The organism is Streptomyces sp. NBC_00572 (genome assembly GCF_026341815.1).
In the GTDB taxonomy this organism is placed as follows: Bacteria; Actinomycetota; Actinomycetes; order Streptomycetales; family Streptomycetaceae; genus Streptomyces.
In genome coordinates, this window is the sequence record NZ_JAPENX010000001.1 from 3,068,771 (window position 1) to 3,093,406 (window position 24,636).

General features: G+C 73.8%; 15 protein-coding genes and 1 riboswitch. Of the genes, 8 read left to right on the plus strand and 7 right to left on the minus strand.

What is annotated here, in order from left to right:
- Positions 1-242 precede the first annotated feature (242 nt).
- The 3 genes from OG514_RS14170 (at position 243) to OG514_RS14180 (ending at position 4,002) form a co-directional block, all read left to right on the plus strand.
- The gene (locus tag OG514_RS14170; RefSeq protein WP_266894489.1) at positions 243-1,472 is read left to right on the plus strand and encodes a PP2C family protein-serine/threonine phosphatase; all 1,230 of its coding nucleotides are present in this window, start codon (positions 243-245) and stop codon (positions 1,470-1,472) included.
- A gap of 201 nt (positions 1,473-1,673) precedes the next feature.
- Positions 1,674-1,819, plus strand: a riboswitch (cyclic di-AMP (ydaO/yuaA leader).
- 11 nt (positions 1,820-1,830) lie between these two features.
- A complete protein-coding gene (locus tag OG514_RS14175; RefSeq protein ID WP_266894491.1) occupies positions 1,831-2,994 on the plus strand; it encodes a M23 family metallopeptidase in 1,164 nt (387 codons plus the stop codon).
- A 63-nt stretch (positions 2,995-3,057) separates the two neighbouring features.
- Positions 3,058-4,002: an aldo/keto reductase gene (locus OG514_RS14180; protein WP_266894493.1), complete on the plus strand. Its 945-nt coding sequence runs from the start codon at positions 3,058-3,060 to the stop codon at positions 4,000-4,002.
- A gap of 131 nt (positions 4,003-4,133) precedes the next feature.
- Here OG514_RS14180 and OG514_RS14185 read toward each other — a convergent pair whose 3' ends face one another.
- From OG514_RS14185 to OG514_RS14200, 4 genes are all read right to left on the minus strand, one after another.
- A complete protein-coding gene (locus OG514_RS14185; protein WP_266894495.1) occupies positions 4,134-5,462 on the minus strand; it encodes a PrsW family intramembrane metalloprotease in 1,329 nt (442 codons plus the stop codon).
- Positions 5,463-5,529: 67 nt separating this feature from the next.
- Positions 5,530-6,333 (minus strand): tRNA (guanosine(46)-N7)-methyltransferase TrmB, encoded by an 804-nt coding sequence (gene trmB / locus OG514_RS14190; RefSeq protein ID WP_266894497.1) that lies wholly within the window; start codon positions 6,331-6,333, stop codon positions 5,530-5,532.
- 71 nt (positions 6,334-6,404) lie between these two features.
- Positions 6,405-7,589, minus strand: a complete 1,185-nt coding sequence (gene lhgO / locus OG514_RS14195) for an L-2-hydroxyglutarate oxidase (RefSeq protein ID WP_266894499.1) — start codon at positions 7,587-7,589, stop codon at positions 6,405-6,407.
- 109 nt (positions 7,590-7,698) lie between these two features.
- Positions 7,699-9,180: an MFS transporter gene (locus tag OG514_RS14200; RefSeq protein WP_266894501.1), complete on the minus strand. Its 1,482-nt coding sequence runs from the start codon at positions 9,178-9,180 to the stop codon at positions 7,699-7,701.
- Positions 9,181-9,751: 571 nt separating this feature from the next.
- Here OG514_RS14200 and OG514_RS14205 point away from each other — a divergent pair.
- Together OG514_RS14205 and OG514_RS14210 are read left to right on the plus strand one after the other, a co-directional pair.
- Complete coding sequence (locus OG514_RS14205) at positions 9,752-11,980, plus strand: asparagine synthase-related protein (RefSeq protein WP_266900849.1); 2,229 nt, start codon at positions 9,752-9,754, stop codon at positions 11,978-11,980.
- A gap of 245 nt (positions 11,981-12,225) precedes the next feature.
- Positions 12,226-15,645: a BTAD domain-containing putative transcriptional regulator gene (locus OG514_RS14210; RefSeq protein ID WP_266894503.1), complete on the plus strand. Its 3,420-nt coding sequence runs from the start codon at positions 12,226-12,228 to the stop codon at positions 15,643-15,645.
- 51 nt (positions 15,646-15,696) lie between these two features.
- On the opposite strand, the gene OG514_RS14215 is transcribed toward OG514_RS14210, so the two are convergent.
- Both OG514_RS14215 and OG514_RS14220 read right to left on the minus strand, forming a co-directional pair.
- A complete protein-coding gene (locus tag OG514_RS14215) occupies positions 15,697-17,751 on the minus strand; it encodes a sigma-70 family RNA polymerase sigma factor (protein WP_266894505.1) in 2,055 nt (684 codons plus the stop codon).
- 248 nt (positions 17,752-17,999) lie between these two features.
- A complete protein-coding gene (locus tag OG514_RS14220; protein ID WP_266894507.1) occupies positions 18,000-18,797 on the minus strand; it encodes a TetR/AcrR family transcriptional regulator in 798 nt (265 codons plus the stop codon).
- Positions 18,798-19,150: 353 nt separating this feature from the next.
- Between OG514_RS14220 and OG514_RS14225 the strand changes: the two genes are divergently transcribed.
- Both OG514_RS14225 and OG514_RS14230 read left to right on the plus strand, forming a co-directional pair.
- Complete coding sequence (locus tag OG514_RS14225; protein ID WP_266894509.1) at positions 19,151-20,515, plus strand: NAD(P)/FAD-dependent oxidoreductase; 1,365 nt, start codon at positions 19,151-19,153, stop codon at positions 20,513-20,515.
- A 106-nt stretch (positions 20,516-20,621) separates the two neighbouring features.
- Positions 20,622-22,274, plus strand: coding sequence for a SpoIIE family protein phosphatase (locus OG514_RS14230; RefSeq protein ID WP_266894511.1), 1,653 nt, complete (start codon positions 20,622-20,624; stop codon positions 22,272-22,274).
- A gap of 38 nt (positions 22,275-22,312) precedes the next feature.
- Here OG514_RS14230 and OG514_RS14235 read toward each other — a convergent pair whose 3' ends face one another.
- Entirely contained in the window at positions 22,313-23,581 is a 1,269-nt protein-coding gene (locus tag OG514_RS14235) for an MFS transporter (protein ID WP_266894513.1), read from the minus strand.
- 154 nt (positions 23,582-23,735) lie between these two features.
- On the opposite strand from OG514_RS14235, the gene OG514_RS14240 reads away from it, so the two are divergent.
- A complete protein-coding gene (locus OG514_RS14240; RefSeq protein WP_266894515.1) occupies positions 23,736-24,302 on the plus strand; it encodes a MarR family winged helix-turn-helix transcriptional regulator in 567 nt (188 codons plus the stop codon).
- Positions 24,303-24,636 lie beyond the last annotated feature (334 nt).

Sequence of the window (24,636 nt, forward strand, 5' to 3'; positions counted from 1 at the left end):
CCGGCCCCACTCCGCGCGCGTGCCCCCGGCTCCGGCCCCGCCCGGTCCCGGGGGCCGCTACGCGCGCGTGCCCCGGTCCGGCCCGGGACCGGCCCGGTCCCGCCCCGGCCTGTCCGGTCCCGGCCCGCCCCGCTCCGTACGCCAGTCGGCCCCGTGGGAGTCGCCGCCCCGTTCGGCGGCGGCGACCCTGGGAGGGCGCGGTACGGGCCGCGGCCGGGTACGGACCGGGCAGGAGAGCACAGGTGGGGCACCCCCTAGGAGTGGGCGGCGAGCGTCGGGGCGGCAACGGCCGTCGCCCTTACGGGGGCGCCCGGAGGTTCATCCGCGCCCTGCCGCCGCTGATCATCCTGGGCGGTGTCTTCTTCGACCTGCTGACACCGGCCACCTACACGGCGGCGCCGCTCTTCTCCGCCGCCCCGCTGATCGCCGCGCCCTTCTTCTCCACCCTCACCACGCTCCTCACCGGGTTCGCCGCCGTCCTGGCCTCCGTGGGGCTGCACCTCTACAACCGCACGATCTCCGACATCCCGTCCCTGACGGAGACCCTGACCGTTTTCACGGTCTCCGCGCTCGCGCTGCTCATCAACCGGGTCGTGCGCCGCAGCGGCGAGCGGCTGGCCTCGGCGCGGGTCATCGCGGAGACCGCGCAGAAGGCGGTCCTGCCGATGCCCGACGAGCGGATCGGCGGGCTGCAGTGCGCGGCCCGTTACGAGGCGGCGCAGGCGGACGCGTTCATCGGCGGTGACCTGTTCGCCGTCCAGGACACCCCCTACGGGGTGCGGTTGGTGGTCGGCGACGTCCGGGGCAAGGGGATGGACGCGGTCGAGGCCGTCGCCATCGTCATCGGGGCGTTCCGGGAGGCGGCCGAGCAGGAGCGGACCCTGGAGGGCGTGGCGCAGCGCCTCGAACGGGCCCTCGCCCGGGAGGGCACCCGTCGGCACGGGCTCGACGCCTTCGAGGGGTTCACCACGGCCGTGCTGGCCGAGATCCCGCGCGGCGACGGGGGAGGCACCTTCGACGGTTTCGTACGGGTCGTCAACCGCGGGCATCCGCCCCCGTTGATGCTGTACGCGGACGGGCGTCTCGACACGCTGGAGCCGGGCGAGCCGGCGCTGCCGCTCGGCATGGGCGAGCTGGCGTCGTGGCCGGACCGGGCCGAGGCGCGGCCGTACCCGCCGGGCGCGACGCTGCTCTTCTACACCGACGGCCTCTCGGAGGCGCGGAACCCGGCGGGTGTCTTCTACGACCCGGGGGAGCGGCTGGCGGGAGCGATCTTCCCGGGGCCCGAGGAACTGCTCGACGCCCTCGTGGACGACGTACGGCTGCACACGGGCGGCGGGTCGACGGACGACATGGCGCTGCTCGCGCTGAGCCGTCCGGCGGCGGGGCAGCCGGAGCGGCGGCGGACGATGCCGGTGGTGCCGCCGGGCGGGCCCGGAGAGCCGCGGGGCGAGCCCGGTCACCGGCCGTAGTCACGAGGTGTCACTGCGATAACAATTGACATAACGTCAGATCGCGAGGGTTTCGGCATCCCTTACTGAAGGGGGGTCAACTCGGGCCATTCCCCCTCAATTCAATGAATGATCAAGAGGAACAGCTTGGAATCGGGACCCCCTGTCTATTAACGTTCGATAACGCAGCGCGGTCGTCCCAGCCGTCGCAAGAGGCGGCACCGTGCGCACGCGCCGAATCCTGAAAAGGAACCGGGGAACCACTACTTGGGGTGAATCGGGCCCTTCGCACCTGTGCGACGAGCCCGTAGGAGACCTTCCTGCTCCGAACCCGTCAGCTAACCCGGTAGGCGAGAAGGAAGGAAAGGAGCGCGCCCCCGTGGCGTCCAACACTCCCGCACCCGAAGCCCCCTTCGATGCCTTCGGTGGTGGTGCGGGTCCTGCCGCTCCGGACACCGAGTGGAACCCCACCGAGGGCTCCCTCCGCGCCGAGAGCCGCTCCGGCGGCCGGCACCGTGTGGTCAAGCAGCGCTCCAACTTCGCCCGTTCCTCCACCGTTCTCGGTGTCGGTGTGATCGCGGCCGTCGGCGCCGGCGGTCTCGCCACCGCGCAGGAGAAGCCCCCGGTCGCCATTTCGCTCCCGGACCTTCCCGACCTCGCGGACCTCCACCTGCCGGACGCCCACGACCTCCCCGGTGTCGGTGACCTCCTCCCCGAGGAGACCCACGAGACGGTCACCGCGGCCCGCGCCAATCCGAACCCGCTCACCGTCGCCACGTACGCCACCGTCGACGACGAGCAGGGCACGAAGACCACGCAGGTGACGCAGGCATCCCTGGCCAGCCGGAACGGTCAGGCCACCAAGGCCGCCACCGGCGACGCCGGCGAGGCCCTGCGCGCCCGCATCCTCCAGCAGGCCGAGCAGCAGCAGGCCTCCGCCGACGCCGCCGACAAGGCCGCGGCGGAGAAGGCGGCGGCCGAGAAGGCGGCCGCGGAGGCCGCGGCCAAGGCCGACGCGGCGGAGAAGGCGGCCGCCGAGGCGAAGGCCAAGGCCGAGGCGGAAGCCAAGGCGAAGGCGGAAGCCGAGGCCAAGGCGAAGGCCGAGGCGGCGGCCGAGGCCGAGCGCCTCGCCAAGCTCGCCGCGAGCTACACGCTGCCGCTCTCCTCGTACAGCCTCAGCGCCACCTACATGCAGTCCGGCTCGATGTGGTCCTCCGGCTACCACACCGGCCTCGACTTCGCCGCCCCCACCGGCACCCCGCTCAAGGCGGTCCACGGCGGCACCGTCAAGTCGGCCGGCTGGTCCGGCTCGTACGGCTACCGGGTCGTCCTGGAGCTGGAGGACGGCACCGAGATCTGGTACGCCCACATGTCGTCCATGACGGTCTCCGCCGGCCAGACCGTGGGCACCGGCGAGACGATCGGCCGCGTCGGCGCCACCGGCAACGTCACCGGCGCCCACCTCCACATGGAGGTCCACACGCCCGGCGGCTCCGGCCTCGACCCGGCGGAGTGGCTCCGCTCCAAGGGCCTCAGCCTCTGACCCCGCTGCTCGTCCCCGGGACGTGACGGAATAGGCCCGGCGGCGCGGACGGTTGTGTCGACCATGACCACTCTCCGCCCGCTGGGCAGCTCCGACCTGCACGTCTTCCCGCTCGCCCTGGGCGGCAACGTCTTCGGCTGGACCGCCGACGAGTCGCAGTCCTTCGCCGTCCTCGACGCGTACACCGCCGCCGGCGGCAACTTCGTCGACTCCGCCGACGTCTACTCCGCCTGGGCCGAGGGCAACGAGGGCGGCGAGTCCGAGACCGTCATCGGCCGTTGGCTCGCCTCGCGCGGCAACCGTGCCGACGTCGTCGTCGCCACCAAGGTCGGCGCCCACCCCCACTTCAAGGGGCTGTCCGCCACCACCATCAAGGCGGGCGCCGAGGAGTCCCTGCGCCGCCTCGGCACCGACTACATAGACCTCTACTACACGCACTTCGACGACGAGTCCGTCCCGGTCGAAGAGATCGTCACCGCCCTCGACCAGCTGGTGAAGGACGGCAAGGTGCGGGCCGTCGCCGCCTCCAACATCTCCCCGGAGCGTCTGCGCGCCTCCCTCGACTTCGCCGAGTCCGAGGGCCTCGCCCGTTACGTGGCCCTCCAGCCGCACTACAACCTGGTCTCCCGGGACACCTACGAGGGCCCCCTCCTGGAGACCGTCGAGCGGGCCGGGCTCTCCGCCGTCCCGTACTACGGCCTCGCCGCCGGCTTCCTCACCGGCAAGTACCGCCCCGGCACCACCGTCGACAGCGTCCGCGCCTCCGGGGCCGGCGGGCACCTGGACACCGAGCGGGGCCGGGCCGTGCTCTCCGCGCTCGACACCGTCGCCGAGGCGCACGGCGCGGAACTCGCCACCGTCGCCCTCGCCTGGCTCGCCTCCCGCCCGACCGTGGCCGCCCCGATCGCCTCGGCGCGTACGGTCGAGCAGGTCCCGGCGCTCGTCGCGGCGGCCGAGCTCACGCTCACGGAGGCGGAGCTGACCCTCCTCACGGAGGCGTCGGCCTGAAGCGCCACGCCCCTTGCCCGGCAGCTTCCGGGCAAGGGGCGTCGCCGTTCGATCTTCCGGAGTGACGGTACGTATGCCCGGCGCCCGTGCGGCCGTCCCACGGCGTCCGGGACGTCCGCAGACTCCGGCGCTCAGCTCCGGTACGGGTTGAAGCCGTCGTAGTCCAGGTACTGCGGCGGCGCCCACACCTGGCCCGTCGCCCGTGCCGCGTACGTGAGGGCGGGAGAGGCGACCTCCCGGCGCTGCCACAGGTGGTGGAGCAGCTCCTGCTCCCGGACCGGGAAGTCGGGCCCGGCCGTGCCGCGCCTGGCCCGGTCCCGCAGGAACGCGAGGGTCGTCGCGAACGACTCGTACTCGCCGACGGTCCGCGCGGCCGGCGGGCCGTACGTACGTGCGGCGAAGGCGCGGGCCAGCTGGCGGGCGCGCATCGAGGAGAGTGCGAGCGGCTCGGCGGGGGAGATCCAGCCGGCCGCCGCGTACGCCGGGAGCTCGCCGGATATCGTGCGCAGCTCGCGCTGCCGGCTCCACACCGCGAGCCAGGTCAGCAGGCCGAAGGCCGGGACCATCAGCGCCCCGTACACCGCGTAGAAGGCCAGCGGGCCGCCGAAGGTGGCCGAGCCGTTCCACGCGGCGTGCAGGCTCATGGCGAGCAGCAGCCCGGCGAGCGGCAGCAGCACCCGGCGGAGCCGCTTGCCGCGCGGCGCGAGGGCGGCGAAGCCGAAGCCGATGCCGGTGAGCACGGTGAAGAGCGGATGCGCGAACGGCGACATCACGACCCGGACGAAGAAGGTCGCGGCGGTCACCGAGCCGAGGCCGGTGGAGCCGAACTCCTGGTCCTCGCCGAAGGCGTTGCCGAGGTAGAGGATGTTCTCCGTGAAGGCGAAGCCGGTCGCGGTGAACCCGGCGATCACGACACCGTCGACGAGCCCGCCGAAGTGCTTCCTGCGGAAGAGGAAGAGCAGCAGGACCGCGGCGGCCTTCGCGCTCTCCTCCACCACGGGCGCGACGACCGTCGCACCGAGGGTGTCCGCCGAGGCGGGATCCGCGGTGGCCGTCGCGATCCAGCGGACCGCGAAGGAGTTCGCCAGGATCGCGACGAGCGCGGCGGCGAAGGCGCCCCAGGCGAACGCGAAGAGCAGGTTCTTCCACGGCCCCGGCTCGACCCGGTCGAGCCAGCGGAACGCCGCCATCAGCAGCGGTACGGGGAGCACCGCGAGGCCCAGGCCGACGAGGAAGCCCTCGGTGCCGGTCTGCTCGCGGACGAGCCCGAGGATGAACAGGGCGCAGATCGCGAGCACGGTGATGACGGTGACGGCCCGGACCAGCCGGCTGCGCCAGAAGGCCCGGCGGGGCCGGTAGCGCCACTGGGACCGGTCGGCGGCGGCCGGGAAGGCCGGCTCCTCGGTGTCCCGGTGGGGGACGGGAGCGGTGCCGGCTGCGGTGGGGGCGGGGTAGGACACGTGAGCGACCCTAACGACCCCCACCGACACGGGGCGAAGGATTAGCGCCCCCGGTGGCTTTCTTCGGTCACTTCCTCAGGAAGAGGAGATCGTGCACGACGTGGCCCTTGTCCAGCCCCTGGCCCTCGAAGCGGGTGAGGGGACGGAAGTCGGGGCGGGGCGCGAAGCCGCCGTCGGCCCGGGTGTTCTCGAAGTCCGGATGCGCGGAGAGCACCTCCAGCATCTGCTCGGCGTACGGCTCCCAGTCGGTGGCGCAGTGGAGCACGCCGCCGGGCCTGAGCCGGGTCGCGAGGAGGCTGAGGAACTCGGGCTGGATGAGGCGCCGCTTGTGGTGGCGGGCCTTGGGCCAGGGGTCCGGGAAGTAGACGCGGCAGCCGTCGAGGGCGTCCTTGTCGAGCATCTCGCGGAGCAGGATGATCGCGTCGCCGTTGGCGACCCGGACGTTGGTCAGCCCGTTCCGGTCGGCGAGACCGAGCAGATTGCCCTGGCCGGGGGTGTGGACGTCCACGGCGAGGATGCCGGTGCCGGGGTCGGCGGCGGCCATCTGCGCGGTCGCCTCGCCCATGCCGAAGCCGATCTCGAGGACGACGGGAAGCCCGTCGAACATCTCGCCGAGGTCGAGGACCCGCTTGCCGTCGATGTCGAGACCCCAGTCGGGCCACCGCTTGAGCAGCGCCTCGGCCTGACCGGTGGTGACGCGGCTGCGGCGCGGCTGGAAGCTGCGGATCCGCCGCTCGTGATGGGACCCGGCGGGATCGGGCAGGGGCCCCTCGCCGGGCGCGAACCTCTGACTGCCCCGCTGAGTGACGGGCTGTACGGACTCGGCGGACGCGGCAACGGGCGGCGCGCTGTTCTCTGGCTGCTCAGACACAATGCCCCCGATTCTACGGCGCCCCACCCCACCTCCGCCCTGGCGAGGGCGCCGGGCCGCAGGGACTGCGGCTACAGGAGGGCCAGTGCTCGGCCCGCCACCTCTCGGCCGATCGGTAGTGACGCCGTCGCCGCCGGGGAAGGCGCGTTCAGGACGTGGACCGTGCGCGCCGCCTCCCTGATCAGGAAGTCGTCGACCAGCGTCCCGTCCCGCAGCACCGCCTGCGCCCGTACGCCCGGCGCCGCCCGCCGCAGGTCCGACTCCTCCACCACCGGAAGCAGTCGCCGTACCGCCTCCGTGAAGGCCCGCTTCGACACCGACCGCCGCAGCTCGCCCGCCCCGTACCGCCAGTGCGCCCGGGCGATCGCCCAGGAGCCGGGCCACGCGAGCGTGCCGGCCAGCTCGCGGGGCCGGACGACGGACCAGCCGTACCCCTCCCGCGCGAGCGCCGGGACCGCGTTCGGTCCGATGTGGACGCCGCCGTCGATCCCCCGGGTCAGATGCACCCCGAGGAAGGGGAACGCCGGGTCCGGCACCGGATAGACCAGACCCCGGACGAGCGAGGGGTCCGCCAGCTCGTAGTACTCCCCCCGGAAGGGCACGATCCGCATGCCCGGGTCGTCGCCCGCGAGCCGCGCGATCCGGTCGCAGTGCAGCCCCGCGCAGTTCACCAGGACCCGCGCCCGCACCACCCGGCCGTCCGCGGTCCGCACGGCGACCCCCCAGGGGCGCCGGTCGATGACGGTGACCTCCGCCCCGTACAGGATCCGGGCCCCGGAGGACTCGGCGAGCCGCTCCGACACCGCCCCGTAGTCGCAGATGCCGGTCGTGCCGACGTGGATCGCGGCCAGGCCCCGCACCCGCGGCTCGTACTCGCTGATCTGGGCCGGGCCGAGCTCCCGCACCGGGATGCCGTTCTCCCTGCCGCGCTGCACGAGCGCGTGCAGCCGGGGCAGCTCCTCGCGCGCGGTGGCCACGACGAGCTTGCCCGTCACCTCGTACGGAATGTCCCACTCCGCGCAGAACTTGACCATTTCGGCCGCGCCCTCGACCGCGAACCGGGCCTTGAGCGATCCCGGCCGGTAGTAGATCCCGCTGTGGATCACCCCGCTGTTGCGCCCCGTCTGGTGGCGCGCGAGCGCGTGCTCCTTCTCCAGGACCGTGACCCGCGTGCCGGGAGCGGCGCGCGTCAGGGCGTACGCCGTCGACAGACCGACGATCCCGCCGCCGATCACCAGCACGTCACAGTCAAACACCAGCGCCACCTCCCACCCCCGATAGTGCACTGGCCCACTGACAATCCCGTGAAACCTCGCGCGACATCACGAGACGCAGGTCACGCTCCCGAGTCGCCCCGCGTCCCGCTCACACCGGCGCGACGAGCAGCGGTCGGGCCCGTTCCCGCAGCTCCATCACCCGGGGCTCGTCCCCGTACGGTTCGAGCCGGTGCAGCAGATCCCGTACGTACTCCGTCGTCCGCGCCGAGGAGATCCGTCCCGCCACCTCCACCGCGCGCGTGCCCGCCGCGCAGGCCGCGTCGAGATTGCCCGACTCCAGTTCGGCGACGGCGGAGACCACGAGCCGCAGTCCGTGCGAGCGGACGAACTCCTCCGTCGGCCGGGAGAGCGCCTGCTCGGTGAAGCGGCGCACCTCTCGCGGCGCCTTCAGATCGCTGTAGCACTCGGCGGCGTCGGCGCAGAACCGGTCGTACGAGTAGAAGCCCAGCCAGGTCGGGTCGCCGTCGCCCTCCCGGGAGCGCTCCAGCCAGCCCTCGGCGGACTTGAGCGCGGCCGCCGCGGCGACCCCGTCACCGGCCTTCGCGTGCGCGCGTGCCTCGACGAGCCGGAAGAAGGACATGGTGCGGGCGGTGGCGAGCCCCCGGTTCCTCTCCAGCGCGGCCTGGGCGAGGTCGACGCCCTCGTCGGCGAAGCCCCGGTAGGTGGCCTGGAGGGACATGGAGGCGAGGACGTAGCCGCCGAGGGGCACGTCGGCGGCGGCGCGGGCGAGCCGCAGCGCCTGGATGTAGTAGCGCTGGGCGGCCTCTTGCTGCCCGGTGTCGAAGGCCATCCAGCCGGCGAGCCGGGTGAGCTCGGCGGTCGCGCCGAAGAGGGCCCGGCCGACCTCGTCGGAGTACGAGGCGAGCAGCAGCGGGGCCGCGTCCACGCGTAAGCACTCGGGGACCATGGACGAACGCCAGTCCCCGCCGCCGTACTTGGAGTCCCACCGGCGGGCGTCCTCGGCGGCCTCGCGGAGCTTGGCGACGTCGCTGTGCCCCACGCGCACGTACTCCGGCGGGGCCGCGGCGGCGGTCCCGGTCCCCGTCGAGGACGCGCCCGCGACCGTGATGCCGGCTCCCGGGGTTCGTGGGGCCTCGCGCTCCACGGACGGGTCGGCCGGGGTTATCAGCCAGCGGGACGCGGGAGTCGCGTACGCGCTCACCGCGAAGGACCCGGCGAGCGACTGCCAGATCCCGCCTCCGCCGGCCCGGCGTCCTGCGAGATCCAGCCGGTACAGGTCGGTGGCGGAGCGCACGGCCTCGCCGACGTCGCGCGGGAAGGCGAGCCCCACCTCGGGCGCCGGGTCGGCGTCGGCGAGGCCGATCTCGTGCAGCGGCACGGGCCGGCCGAGCTTCTGCCCGATCGCGGCGGCGATCAGATGCGGGGCGGCGCCCTGCGGCACCATGCCCTTGGACACCCATCGGGCGACCGAGGTCTTGTCGTAACGAAGCGTCAGGCCCCGCTGTGCACCGAGGTCGTTGACGCGCCGGGCGAGCCCGGCGTTGCTGATTCCCGCGAGGGCGAGAACCGTGCCGAGCTTTTCGTTCGGCCCGCGTTGCTCCCTGGACATGACGCCACCCCTCGACAACCCAGACGGCCGCCACGACGCCGGGCATAGGCGTGCGGCATTCGTAAACACAGCGTAGTTCGCCGCATCCCTACCGTTAAGGGGCGGTGTTCCGTATGGCGAGATTGTTGTGTGAAAGGCCGACAGTCGGGCCCGGCTGCCCGGCTCGTGCTCCCGCCGTGTGGCCGTGCGCCCGGCCGTGCGCTCTCTCCGGGCGGCAGGGAGAGCGCTTCCATGAATATCGCGTGGGTCGGCCCGCTCGGCCGGGATCAGTGTCCCGGACCAGTGGGCTGGGGGATACCGCCGCCCCATTCCCCGCGGGCGGCGGACGGCGCCGGGAGGCGGGAGCGCCTCCCGGGCTGCCGGTGGCCGGTGTGAAGCGGTGTGCGAGGGCAGATGCCCCGGGCGCGTTCCAACCCCGCCGGGGAGGGTCGATATTTGGCCGAATGACGCCGGTGGTCAACTGGCCCATGCCAGGGGCGCATTCGGCTTTCGCACGCGTGCGCCCGGACTCCGCCCCGTGCGCCGTTGTCGTGGCAGCATGTCTCCCACCGAAACGGATGTGGAGGCGCCGATGCGATGGCTGGTGGGCTGGAGCAGTGTCGCCGCGAGCTTCGCAACGACGGCCGGGGCCCGGGCGGGATCGGTGAGCGCCTCCTACGACCGCGGTCACGGCGGCTCGCAGCCCGGCTACGGAGCGACGCACCCGGCGGACGGCGGCTACGGAGCGACATACTCCGCGAGCTCGGGTCGGGCCGCCGCCACCGAGGGGCGCACGGTGCAACCGGTCGGCGCGCAACTCCTCTGGGGTGACCCCGATCCCCTGTGGGCGGTCGGCGACTGGCGCCCCGACGAGGTGCGCGTGGTGGCCGTCGACGACCACACCCGCCTCGCCGTCCTCGGCTGTTGCGCCGCGAGCGACGAGGAACTGCGGATCGGCCTGCTCACCGCGCGCGGGGGCGCGTTGCGGCATCTCACGGCCTGGCCCGGCAGCTACACGGCGGTCGTCAAGGCCGGCCGCCGCGTCACCGTCACCGGTGATCTCGCGGGCGCCCGGCCCGTGTTCCACACCCCGTGGGCGGGCGGCACCGCCTTCGCCACCGCCGCCCTGCCGCTCGCCGACCTCGTCGAGGCCCAGCTCGACATCGGCCATCTCGCCGCACTGCTCGCCTGCCCGGAGACCCCGGAGGCACTGCGCGACTCCACCCCGTACGAGGGGGTCCGGCGGGTGCCGCCGGGGCACGCGCTGATCCTGCGGGAGGGATCGCGGGAGATCACCGGGTACGAGCAGGTCGCCTCGCTCGCGGTCGCGGCGGCCGAGGCCGACCCCCGGCAGGCCGTCGAAGGGGTCAGGGACGCCCTCGTCGAAGCCGTACGCGCCCGGCTCACCGCGCCCCGGCACGCACCGGAGACCCCGCTCCCCGACCCCGGCCCCGTCCCCGGCATGGGGCCCGCCGACCGGCGCGCGGCGCGGGGCGGGGGCCCGGCGCCCGGCATCGGCGCCGACCTGTCCGGCGGCAGCGCCTCGGGCACGCTCGCGCTGCTCGCGGCGGGCCTCCCGGGGGTGCCGGGCACGATCACCGGGCACGGCACGGGCGCGGGGGAGAGACTGCTCGCCGTCACCTTCAACGACCTGGCCACGCGCGCGGGTTCGGACCGAGAGGACGAGCTGAAGCGGGCCGGGGAGATCGCGGCCGACCCGCGCCTGCACCACGTGGTCGTCGCGGGCGGCGAGGAGGCGCTCCCGTACGCCGCGCTCGACGGGCCGCTCACCGACGAGCCGGGTCCCTCGCTCGTCACGGCCGAACGGCACCGCAGGCGCCTCTCGGGCGGCAGCGCCGACCACTTCACCGGCATGGGCGCCAAGCAGGTCCTGGACGCGCACCCGGCGCGCCTCGCGGACCTCCTGATGGACCGCAGGCGCCGCTCCCTGGTGCGTCCCGTGACGGCGCTCGCCAAGGCCTCGGGCCCCTCGGCGGGCTCGCTCCTGGTGCCCCTGACCGTGTACCGGGCGGCGCGGAAGCTGGCACGCACCCCGTACCGGACGGGCCTGGAGGCGGCGGCCCAGCGGGTCCTGGAGGCGAACCGCACGGCTCCGGACGGCTTCGGCCCCCTGGAGGCGTCCCTCTCCGCGCTGACCTGGTCGCGGCCGGGTCCGGCGGCGCGCTGGCTGACGGGGGAGGCGCTGGCTGAAGTATCGGTTCGCCTGAACCGGGCGGCGACCCTGCCGACCTCCGTCCAGCGCCCGGGCGAAGCACGCGCGCGTGCCGCCCTCGCGCGCGCGGCGGCCGACCACCGCGTCCTGGAACAGGCCGCCGAGATCCGCGGCCAGCGCCTGCACGCCCCCTTCCTCGACAACCAGGTCGTACGGGCCTGCCGGGAGCTCCCCGAATCCCTCCGGGTCCAGCCGGACGCACGCGCGGGCGTGCTGCGCACGGTCCTGTCAGGCGCCGGCATCCACGACCTCCCCCCGGGCTGGGGCGCCCCCCACCCGGCGGTCCCGGCCGCCGCCACGCGCGCGGGGCTGCGCGCGGCGCTCCCCCACCTGATCGCCCTCTTCGACGCCCCGCTGCTCGCCGACGCGGGCCTGATCGAGGCCCGTGTGGTCCGCGAGGCCCTCCGCGCGGCGGCCGACGGCGAACCCGTCCCCCTGGACGGCCTGGCCGACCTCGTCTCCACCGAACTCTGGCTCCGCCGCCTCATGTCCCGCCGGGGCTCCTGCTGGACGAACACGACGGAACCACGCGCCCACCGCGCGGTCCAGGGCCCCCTGATTCCCGCGACGAGGTCGCTGCCCGCCTGAGGGGGCGCCCTCGGACGAATCGCCACAGCACGCTCGTTCGAAGGAACGCGCTGGCCGTCATCTGTTCCGGTCCGTCCGGCGACGACTACGGTCACAAGTCCATCCACAAGCTGGGGACAGTGGTCCCGCTTCCCCACCCGCTCAGTTTCGAGCCCGACACCGGCGCGTTCTGACGGCCGGGATCCGAGGGTCACCCCCGGGTAAACCCCGAGGCGTACGTCCGTGCCGCCGGACACAATGAGCCGGTGCGGTATCTCATCCTCGGCACCACCGAGGCCCTCGACCCCCGCGGCGCCCGCCTCCCCCTCGGCGGCGCCCGGCTGCGCGCGCTGCTCGCCGCCCTCGCGCTGCGCGGCGGACGCGCCGCCTCCGTCACCGAGCTGGCCGACGACGTGTACGGGGACGCCCCGCCGCAGGACGCCCCCGCCGCTCTCCAGGCCCTGGTCGGCCGCCTCCGGCGGACCATCGGCAGCGATGCCGTCGCCTCCACCCCCGGCCCCGGCTACCGGCTCGTCGCCGCCCCCGAGGACATCGACCTGTACGTCTTCGAGCGCCACGTCCAGGACGCGGGCGCCCAGCTCGAAGCCGGCGACCCGGAGAAGGCCGCCACCCTGCTCCGCCTGGCCCTCGGCCTCTTCCGGGGCGCCGCCCTCGCCGATCTGTCCGGCCCGGCCGGCGTCCGCCCCGAGGCCCAGCGGCTCGCGGCCCTGCGGCAGCGCGTCGAGGCCGACCTGCGCCGGGGCGCCACCGACGGACTCGTGCCGGAGCTGACCGAACTCACCACTACGTACCCGTACGACGAGGCCTTCCGCGCCCATCTCATCCGCGCCCTGCGGGCCGAGGGCCGCCACGCCGACGCCCTCACCGCCTACGAGTCGGCCCGCCGTACCCTCGCGGACGCCCTCGGCGCCGACCCGGGCCCCGAACTCACCGCCCTCCACCGGGAACTCCTCGCGGGCCCGCCCCCGAGCCCGCCCCCGAGCCCCGCCCCGAGCCCCGCCCCGGGCCCCGCCCCGGGCCCCGCCCGTACGGGCACCCCGTGGGGGTCGCCGACCGCCCACCCGCAGCCGCAGTCCCCGCCGGACCACGCGCAGGCCCCCAGCCCGGCGACCCCCACCGTCCTCCCCGGCAACATCCGCCCCCGTCTCACCTCCTTCGTGGGCCGTGAGCCCGAACTCGCCGCGCTCCACGCCGATCTGGCCCGCTCCCGGCTCGTCACGCTCACCGGCCCCGGCGGTTCGGGCAAGACCCGCCTCGCCGAAGAGGCCGCCCTCAGGGCCGTCGCCCCCGCCACGGGCCCCGTGGCGAGCACCGACGCCCCCACCCCCGCCACCGGCCCCGCCGCGAGCACCGACGCCGCCACCCCCGCCTGGATCGCCGAGCTCGCCCCGCTCGACGACCCCGAGGCCGTCCCCGGCGCCGTTCTCTCCGCGCTCCGGCTCCGCGAGATCAACCTGATCACCCGCGACGGCGCCGCCCTCCAGGACGACCCCACCGCCCATCTCGTCGAGCACCTCGCCCGCCGCCCCTTCCTCCTCGTCCTCGACAACTGCGAGCACGTGATCGACGCGGCCGCGGCCCTCGCCGAGACCCTCCTCACCCACTGCCCGCAGCTCCGCGTCCTCGCCACCAGCCGCGAACCCCTCGGCGTCCCCGGCGAGGCGGTCCGGCCCGTCGAGCCCCTTCCGCCCGACCCCGCGCACCGCCTCTTCGCCGAGCGCGCCCGCGCCGTGCGCCCCTCCTTCGACCTCGCCCGGGACGGCGCCGCCGTCGACGAGATCTGCCGCCGCCTCGACGGCCTGCCCCTCGCCATCGAACTGGCCGCCGCCCGGCTGCGGCTGCTCACCCCGCGCCAGATCGCCGACCGTCTCGACGACCGCTTCCAGCTGCTCACCTCCGGCTCCCGCACGGTCCTGCCCCGCCAGCAGACCCTCCGCGCGGTCGTCGACTGGTCCTGGGACCTGCTCGACCCCGACGAGCGCACCCTGCTCCGCCAGGTCTCGGTCTTCGCCGGCGGCTGGGACCTCGCGGCGGCGGAGGCCCTCTCCCCGCGCGCGGCGGACTCGCTCGGCGCCCTGGTCGACAAGTCCCTCGTCGTCGCCACCCCCACCGAGGGCGGCGAGATGCGCTACCGGCTCCTGGAGACCATCCACGAGTACGCGGTCGAGCGCGCCGCCGAGACCCCGGCGCTCCTCGCCGCCGCCGAGGCCACCCACACCTTCCATTTCACGGCCCTCGCCGAGGCCGCCGAGCCCAAGCTCCGCTCGGGCGAACAGCTGCCGTGGATCGCGCGGATCGAGCGCGACCTCGACAACATCCGCGCCGCCCTGCACCGCACCGTCGTCACCTCCCCCGACGAGGCCGCCGCCCATCGCCTGGTCTTCGCCATGGGCTGGTTCTGGTGGCTGCGCAACTACCGTCCCGAAGGCCTGACCTGGGTGGACCGCACGGTCGCGCTCGGCGACGACCCGGCCGACCCCGAGGACCCCCGCTACTGGCCCCGTATGCGGCTGCGCATGCTGCAGTTCTTCCTCGCGGTCGACAGCCGCACGCTGGGCGACTTCCAGGAACCGGAGGCGATCGCGCTCGCCGGCCGCGTACGGTCCGCGTTCGGTGAGCCACCCGGCCCCGAGGGAGCCCGGTTCCCCGGCCTGCTCTGGCCGTTCACCGCGTACCTCACCGAGGAACCGGCCGTGGTCCGCGACCTCCTCGACGAGGCCGTCGCCAACTGCCGCCGCCACGGCGGCGACTGGGAGGTCGGCGTCAGCCTCATGTTCCGTACGCACATGGTCGTCGACATGCCCGGCGGCATGCCCGGCATCGACGAGGACCTGTCCGAGCTCGGCCGCCTCGCCCGGAGCGTCGGCGACCGCTGGATGGGAGCCCAGATCGCGAGCGCGACGGGCGAGGCCCATATGCTGCGCGGCCGCAGCGAGGAGGCCGGGGAGGCGTACCGGGAGGCGCTCCGGCTGGCCCGCGAGGTCGGCGCCCATGCCGAGTCGCCGTTCCTCATCGCTCGCCTTGCCGAACTCGACTACCAGGCAGGGGACATGGAGGCCGCCGAGAAGGGCCTCGACGAGGCCGCGCGGGAGGCGGAGCGCTACTTCGTGCGGGACACCGGCGTGTTCGTCTGCTTCCTCCGTGCCGCCCTCGCCCTGCACCGCGGGGAGATCGCGGAGGCCCGCGCCCAGCTGGAGGAGGCGGGCCGCACGGCCGCGACCGGTGCGCCCCCACCACACTTCGAGGCGGCCCTCGTGGGGCTGTCCGCGCGCGTCGAGGCGGGCGAGGGCCGGGCTTCCGCCGTCGCCACGGCCACCGACGCACTGCGCGGCGCGCGGGACGCGCAGTGCGCGGACTACATCACCGCGGGCCTGGCGGAGGGCCTCGCGCTCGTCCTGTCCTCGGCGGGCGAACCGGCTCTGGCGGTACGGATCATGACGGCCGTCGAGGGCTGGCGCGACGAGCGGCCCCGCTCCGTCCCGGGCGTGCGGGACCTGGAGACCGTGACCGACCGCGCGCTCGCGGCGCTCGGCCCGTCGGGCCTCGCCGCCGCCCGCGCGGCGGGGGAGGGCCTCGGCATCGACGACGTACTGGCCCTCGCGGAGACCGTCACCGCGAGGCCCGAACCGGACGGAAACGGGAGCGAGACCGTCGGGAGCGGCTGACCCGGGACGTACGACACCGTCGGGAGTGGCTGACCGCGACGTACGAGTACGTCAGGAGCAGCTGATCTGGGACTGTGCCCAGTCGGCGACCGCGGCCCGGCCGAACGGCGTGTGTTCCTCCACCACCAGCCGGATCGTGCTGCGGCCGGAGATGTCGACGTGCACCGGGATCGGCGGGTCGCCGGCCCGGACCACGTCGGAGCGCCAGAGCCGCTCCTCGTCCCCGTAGACGGAGAAGCGGACGCCGCCGACACCGAGCAGGGCGCTCAGGTCGTCGACGCCGACGATCGCGTCGTAACTCGTGCACTGCCGGTTGAGGTCGATCAGCAGGGACGAGGGCGCGTGGACGCTCACCCCGTGCGCGTACTGCGTGCCGCCGAGGGAGAGGCCGTTGCGCTGCCACATCCAGCTGCTGTCGGAGAGGGCGACCTCGGGCTTGGAGCCGTCGCCGAAGATCCCGTAGTCCAGCTCGTTGACCTGGTAGACGCTCGGCGGCGCGGGCGGCGGCGTCGGCTTCGGCGAGGGCTTCTCGGGACTCGGCGTCGGCGTCGGCGTGGGTGTCGGCGTCGGGCTGGGCTTCGGCGGCGGCGTCGGCTTGGGGGACGGCTTCGCAGGAGTCGGCTTCGGCGAGGGCTTCTCGGGACTCGGGGTGGGCGTCGGGGTCGGCGTGGGTGCCGGCGGCTCGGACCGTACGGGCGGAGGCGGCGGTACGGGCGTCGGCGTCGGCTTCGGCGGGGGCGCGGGCTCCGCCGGTACGACGGGGGTGACCACGGGCTGCGTGGGCCGGGGCGCGGCCACGGGCTGCGGATCCCCGGCCATGGCCCAGACGAGCCCGGCGGCCGCGGCGACGGCCACGGCCGCCGCGATGCCGGCCTTCGCCGGCGCGCCGAGACCCTCGGCGGCGGCACCACCGGAGGCCGCGCCCCCGGAGGCCCCGGAGGCGGCCGCGCCCGCGCCGACGGCGCCACCGGCGACGACACCGGCGGCCTTGAGCGAGTACCCGGCCGCGAACCAGCCGATGACGGCGACGGGCAGCAGCGCGGGGATCCCGGCGTTGACATGGGCCAGCTCACCGGCGGCGAGCCGGCACTTGGCGCACTCGTCCAAGTGCTTGCGCAGTCCGCGTTCGGCGCGCATCCGCAGCCCACCGCGCGCGTAGGCGCCGAGCCGGTCCGCGTACCGGGCGCAGTCGCCGCCGGCCGTCAGGGACTGGCTGACGTGGGCCTGGAGGTAGGCCTGCTTGAGGCCTTCGCGGGCACGGCTGGCGAGGACGGCCGTGGCGTTGGCGGTCAGGCCGAAGAGCGGCGCGACCTCGCTCGGGGACTCCTCCTCGACGGTGGTGTGCCACAGCACGGCCTGCCAGCGCTCGGGCAGCGAGCGGAAGGCCTGCATGGCGAGCGACTGCTCGGCCTCGTGCATGGCCCGGACGTCGGCGCCGAGGTCCATCGTCTCCTGGTCGGAGACCTCGGAGGAACGGGCGGCGTCCGCCGCGAACACGGCGAAGTCCTCGACCAGGTGTTCCCGCTTCTGGGTCCTGGCCCAGTTGGCCGCGGCCCGCCGGACGGTGGTCATCAGGTAGGCGCGTACGGCCTGTTCGGGCCCGGCGCCGCCCCGGACCGCCTGGAGGGTACGGGCGAAGACCTCGGCGGTCAGGTCGTCGGCGGTGTGCGCGTCCCGGCAGCAGGTTCTCGCGTACCGGCGCACGGCCTCGGAGTGGCGGCGGAACAGCTCCTCGTACGCGGAGTCGTCGCCCTCCCGCATGAGCTGGACGAGCTCGGCGTCGGAGGGCGGCAGTTCGAGGGGCGGCGGAAGCACGCTGTCGTGCTCGTCGTCCTCGGCAGTCGCACCGTTCCCGGCCGTCCCGTCGCCGGCGTGGTCGGTGAAGCCCGTGGAGGCCGCCCCCGCGACAGCCCCGGAACCGGCACCCCACCCGGACGCCTTGCCCTCACGCTGCTGCGGCACGCTCGCGTCGAACGGCTCGCCCTGCCCCGGCGCGCCGGAGAGGCCTCCCGGCCCGCCCTGGCTGGGCACCTGCCGTGAGGGCATGCCCCCGGTCTCCGCGGTGCCGCCGTTTCCCAGCGGCTCGTCCCGACCGTCACCGCTCATCGCGGAAGCCCCCGTACGCACGCTCAGACCCGAACACCGGCCAAGCCTGCCACAGAGCGCGGGCACGCCGGAGCGCCGCGTCCACTTACCACTCGTCCGGGGCGACTTCGTGTATCCGGGCGTAACCGCTCACACGTTCGTGTCATGCTCGTTGATCCGCCCGGACCACGAAAGCGCCAAAGCGCCAAAGCGCCAAAGCGCCAAAGCGCCAAAGCGCCAAAGCGCCAAAGAGCCGAAGGGCGAACTCCCTACCGGGAGCGCAGCCCCTCAAGAAGGATGTCGAGGAGCCGGGTCGAGGCCGCCGCCTGCTGCACCGCGTCCGGCAGGGCCGGGGCAGCGGTGGCGATGACGAGGAGAACGTCCGCCACGGTCACATCGGCCCGCAGCTGACCCGCCTCACGCGCCCGGTCGACCAGCCGGCCGACCACCTCAAGAAGCTCCGCGGCGCCCGAGTCGTCCTTCTCCTCGGCCGGTACGGCCCGCGGCGCGACCACGCGCGCGTCGGTGGGCTCGCCGACACCCCGCTGGTACGGCACCCGCGCCGCGTCGTCCGCGTCGTGGGACTCGCCACCGAACGGCAGCACCGTGGCGTCGTCCACGCCCACCCGCAGCACCTGCGGCGGAAGGAGCCGGCCCGCGCCCGAGGCCACCGAGGTCCGCAGGAACCGGGAGAGCGCCGACCACGGCTCGTCCTCCTGGCCCAGCGCGGCCCGCGCCTGCTCGGTCAGCCGGGAGGTCTCCTCCTCGGCTATGCGCCGGACCAGCACGTCCTTGCTCGGGAAGCGCCGGTAGACGGTGCCGACCCCGACGCGGGCGCGGCGTGCCACGTCCTCCATCGGAGCCCCGTAACCGAGCTCGCCGAACACCTCGCGCGCGGCGCGCAGGACGTGCTCCAGATTGCGCTGGGCGTCCACCCGCAGCGGCGCGGACCTGCCGCCGGCCACCGGTGCGCCATTGCGCTCGGAGCCGACGACGCCCGTGTGCGGGCCGTCGTCCACGGTCGCCGTGCCGGCGCCCGTCTGCCATCGTGAATCCTGAATCTGCATAAGCGTTCCCCCGCTCATGATGTCTCCCCCCGGAGACTCCCCGCCCTGAAACGGGGCTTCCGGTCGACGAGCGCTTCGGTCCACGCGCTCCCATCCGACACCCCGACGAAGTACGAACATAGTTGAGTCCGGGTCAATTCAGAAGGGGGAGTTCCGTACGGTGCGCCCCCCGATCGGAGCAAGGACCGGAACACTCCCGATTCAGACCCCCGACTGAACCCGGCACGGCCCCCCTGACCTGCACCGTTGTGCCCGCACCCCCCTCATGCGCCACCCCGCGCCTCCGTACCCCTCCGGTCACACAATTTGCCGGGGCTGTGGACAAACCACGGACGGCGGTGCGTCATGGGACAGTGACCGAACCTGCGCGCATTCTCGTGGTCGGCGGTGGCTACGTCGGCATGTACACCGCGCTGCGCCTCCAGCGGCAGCTCAGCGCCGAGCTGAGAGCCGGCGCGGCCGAGATCGTGGTGGTCACCCCCGAGCCGTACATGACGTACCAGCCGTTCCTGCCCGAGGCCGCCGCCGGCTCGATCTCCCCGCGCCATGTCGTCGTGCCGCTCCGCCGGGTCCTGGACCGCTGCCGGATCGTCATCGGCGAGGTCCTCTCCGTCGACCACGCCAAGCGGACCGCGACCCTCTCCACCCTCGCCACCGCCGAGGAGGGCACCGGCGCCGTCGACCTCACGTACGACGAGCTGGTCATCGCGCCGGGCTCGGTCTCCCGCACCCTCCCGGTCCCCGGCCTCGCCGACCACGGCATCGGCTTCAAGACGGTGGAGGAGGCCATCGGCCTGCGCAACCACGTCATCGAGCAGATGGACATCGCCTCCTCGACCCGTGACCCCGCGATCCGCGACGCCGCCCTCACCTTCGTCTTCGTCGGCGGGGGCTACGCGGGCGTGGAGGCGCTCGCCGAGCTGGAGGACATGGCCCGCTACACGGCGCGGTACTACCACAACGTCAAGCCCGAGGACCTGCGATGGGTCCTCGTCGAGGCCTCGGACCGGATCCTGCCCGAGGTGGGCGCGGAGATGGGCAAGTACGCCATCCGCGAGCTGCGCGGCCGGAACATCGACGTACGCCTGGAGACCCGCCTCGAATCCTGCGAGGACCGGGTCGCCGTCCTCAGCGACGGCACCCGGCTGCCCACCCGCACGGTCGTCTGGACCGCGGGCGTCAAGCCCGCCCCCGTCCTCGCCGCGACCGACCTGCCGCTGAACGAGCGCGGCCGGCTCCGCTGCACGGCCGAGCTCGCCGTCGAGGGCGTGGCCCACGCCTGGGCGGCCGGCGACGCCGCCGCCGTCCCCGACGTGACCTCGGACGAACCCGGCAAGGAGTGCGCGCCCAACGCGCAGCACGCCGTCCGCCAGGCCAAGGTCCTCGCCGAGAACATCGCGGCCTCCCTGCGCGGGCAGCCGCTCAAGGAGTACGCGCACGCGTACGTGGGCTCCGTCGCCTCGCTCGGCCTCCACAAGGGGGTCGCCCACGTCTACGGACGGAAACTGAAGGGATATCCGGCGTGGTTCATGCACCGCGCCTATCACCTCAGCCGGGTGCCCACCTTCAACCGCAAGGCCCGGGTCCTCGCCGAATGGATCCTGTCCGGCCTGTTCAAACGGGAGATCGTCTCCCTCGGCTCGCTGGAACACCCCCGCGCCGAATTCGAACTCGCCGCCGCTCCGCCACCCGACCACGGCGACAAGCCGTCGTCCTGACATCACTGTCAGTGCACTCGTCCACACTGGACGTGTGACCATAGGTGGGCTCACACCTGCACAGCGTGACTCTGCACGGCACCGACACCACGAGGCATAGAGATCCGTGAACTTCACCCGTTGGAGCGCCCGGCTCCCCGGCACACAGCGCCGCGCGGCGCGGGGGACCGAAGGCTCCGTGCCCGCCGCCCGCGGTGAGTACGCGCAGCAGCTGGGGCAATTCGCCGCCGACACCCCCGCCGCCGCCGAGACCGTCGACGTCCCCACCCTGGAGGACTTCTCCGTACGGGAGCTCCTGGGCCGCCTCCCCGGCCTGGTCGCGCTCGTGTACGGCCCCGAGCACCGCATCGCGTACGTCAACGACGCCTATGCCGCCGCCTTCGGCCCACGCCCCGCGGGCGCAACGGTCGCCGACACCTGCCCGGAGGCGGAGGAGCTCGGCCTGCTGCCCCTCATGGATCAGGTGCTGCGCAGCGGCAAGCCGCGTACGGTCAAGTCCCGCCGCACCCAGGACGGCGGCTCGTACACGGTGACGTGCCTGCCCGTGGACAGTCCGGACCTCGACGGGGGCGGAGTCCTCGTCCACGCCGCGGACGTCACCGACCACGCCGAGGCCGCCGAGCGACTGCGGGCCAGCGAGCGCCGCCACCGGGAGACCGCCGTCACCCTCCAGCGCTCCCTGCTCCCGCAGGACCTGGAGCAGCCCGACGACCTGCGGATCGCCGCCACCTACCAGCCCGGTGGCACCGACGCGGCCGTCGGCGGCGACTGGTACGACGTGATCACCCTCGGCGCCGGCCGCACCGCGCTCGTCATCGGCGACGTGATGGGCCGGGGCGTGCGCGCCGCCGCCGTCATGGGTCAGCTCCGCACCGCCGTCCGGGCCTACGCGCGCCTGGACCTGCCCCCGCACGAGGTGCTCCAGCTCCTCGACGGCCTCGCCGCCGAGATCGACGCCAGCCAGATCGCCACCTGTGTGTACGCGATCCACGACCCCAACGAGGGGAAGCTGGTCTACGCCTCCGCGGGCCACCTCCCGATCCTCGTTCGGGACGAGGACGGCAGCGTCCGGCGCGCCGAGGACCCGACGGGCCCGCCGCTCGGCACGGGCGGCTGGCTGCACACCTCCGGCTCCATCGCCCTGCCGCCCGGCTCGACCGCCGTCCTCTACACCGACGGACTGGTCGAGCGGCGCCGCGAGGACATCGACGAGGGCGTCGCAGCCCTGGCCCGCGCCCTCTCCGGCGCGAGCGGCACCCCGCAGGTGGTCTGCGACCGGCTGCTCCGCTCTCTGGGGGTCACCGCGGAGCACGACGACGACGTGGCCGTGCTGGTGGTCCAGCACCCCTCCCGCAAGGGAGCGGACGCGGAGCTCTTCCACAACGCGGCCCTGGAACTCCTCGGCGGCGTCGAGGCGGCTCCCCGCGCGCGTGCCTTCGCCTCCGGGGTCCTGTCGTCCTGGCGCTTCCCGGTCGAACTGCGCGACCTGGGCGTCCTCGCCACCAGCGAACTGGTGGCGAACTCCCTCCAGCACGGCACCCCGCCCATGCGGCTGCGCCTGCGCCGTACCGACCGCCGCCTGATCATCGAGGTGACGGACGGGGACGACCATCTGCCGCGCCGCCGCAGGGCGGAATCGGAGGACGAGGCGGGTCGCGGGATCTCGATCATCGCGACGATCGCCTCGTCCTGGGGGAGCCGCCGCACACCGGGCGGCGGCAAAGCCGTCTGGTGCGAGTTCGCCCTGCCTGACCACTAGGGCCTGTCCGGCGGATCATGGCCGGGGCCGCGCAGGCCCTAGGCGGCCGCGGTCTCCTTCTCGGGCATGTGCTGCGCCACGACCCGGGACGGCTTCCCGGCCGGCGAGGGCTGGTTCTGCTCCGGGGTCAGCTGCTTGCCGAGCCGCACGGCGAGGAAGGTGATGCCGAGCGAGAAGAGCACGAAGGTCACGATGTACGGACCGTGCAGCGCGGCCCCCATGGGCCCGCCCACGGCCGGTCCGACGGCCAGCGCCAGCTGCTTGACCAGCGCGAAGGCCGAGTTGTACTGCCCGACCATCGACTCCGGCGCCAGGTCGGCGACCAGCGGCGCCACGGTCGGCGACAGCATCGCCTCACCGAGCCCGAAGAGGGCGTACGTGGAGACGAAGGCCGCCGTCGCCATGGCCTGGCTGCCGTGCCCGAGGCCCGCGTAGCCGGCGATCAGCCAGGCCACGGTCCAGATCAGACCGACGGCCGCGATCACCCGGGTCCGCTTGCGGCGCTCGACGAACTTCAGCACCAGGAACTGCGCGGCCACGATCACCGCGGTATTGGCGGCCAGTGCGATACCGAGCGTCGAGGGCTGGATGCCGGCGGCCTCGGTGCCGTAGGCGGCCAGACCCGACTCGAACTGTCCGTAGCAGGCGAAGAAGAGGACGAAGCCGAGGACGCACAGCTGCACCATCGCCTTGTGCCCGAGCAGCGCGCGGACACCGCCGCCCTTGCCGCCCCCGGAAGGACGGGCGCCCTGGAACGCGGGGGAGCCGGGCATCCGCACGGTCCCCACGATCGCCGCCAGGACCAGGAACATCGCCGCCTCGATCGAGAACAGCAGGATGAAGCTGCCCGGACGGCTCGTGTCGACCAGCAGACCGCCGATCAGACCACCGACACCGAGACCCAGGTTCTGCAGGAAGAACTGCATGGCGAAGGCCCGCGTGCGGCCGACGGGCGTCGAGCACCAGACGATCATCGTGGCGAGGGCCGGCTGGAGCACGGCCGTGCCGGCACCGAGCAGCGCCGCGGCCCCCACGGCCGCAGGCACGCTGGAGGCGAAGCCCATCGCCACCGCACCCACCGCGGCGACGACCGAGGCGACCAGCAGGACCGGCACGGGCCCGCGCCGGTCGATGGCCCGCCCGCTGAAGGGCAGCACCACGAGTGCGGCCATGGCGAACACGGCCAGGACGATGCCCGCCGTGGCCGCGCCCAGATCCCGCACCTGTGCCACGTACACATAGAGGTACGGCACGGTGAAGCCGAGTCCGAACGCGCTCAGCGCGCTGCCTGCCTGAATACGGCGCATCGCTGCGCCCCTCGCCTCGGTCACACTCACCCACTTCGGTCGCAGGTTCAGAGATGTAGCCCTGAACCTTGAAGACTTCAACACTAAAGTTAGACCCTTAACAGTACACACCGAAGGACTTCAACGCCAACGAGAGCCGTGGGATACTCCCCGCATGTCCGACAACCCCGAGCGGTCCGGCCCGCAGGCTCCGCAGGAGCCGAGCCTCGACGAGCAGATCGCCGCCTACCAGCGCGAGTTCCGCGACCTCGACCCCCAGGTCGAGAAGGTCGTCTCCGCCCTTGGCCGGCTGAACCGCCGGATGAACGTGGCGTACGGACGCCAGCTCGCCGACCTCGGGATCAGCAACGCCGAGTGGGAGGTCCTCAAGACCTTGGTCCTCGCCGGCGAGCCCTACCGCCTGGGACCCGGTGAGCTCGCCAAGCGCCTGGGCCTCACCCCGGCCGCGATGACCCACCGCATCGACCGCATGGCGGGAGAGGGCCTGGTCACCCGCGACCGCGACGAGAACAACCGCGTCCGGGTGATCGTCGAGCTCACCGACGAGGGCCGCTCGAAGTGGTTGGAGGCCATGCGCATGGCCTCGGACTTCGAGGAGGAGCTGCTCCAGGACCTGACGTCGGACGAGAGGGGAGTCCTGGGCGAGATCCTCATCCGTCTCCTCCGTCGCGTGGAGCTCACCCAGCCCGACGCCGGCGGCCGTCTGACGGACCTCGACTGAGGTCCTCCGGGGTCACCCGAGGGCATCTGAGAGGGGTTGACACGCCCCTTCCGGATGCGTAGTGTTCTCCGAGTTGTCACAGAGCCGGAACGGTTCTTCGACAACCACTCCGCCGCTGATAGCGGCACCTCTACTCAGTACGATCTCCCCACCGGGAAGAATTTCGGCATGCCGAAATTCATTTCGAAAGCTCGATTATGAGCCGCCGGGGAAATCCGCTAGAGTTTGAGACGTCGGAACGGCCCAACAGCCGCAAAGACAAACCCCGCTGACTGGGAATCAGACGCCGAAAGGATCTGATAGAGTCGGAACCGCCGGAAGGGCCCGGAGCGAA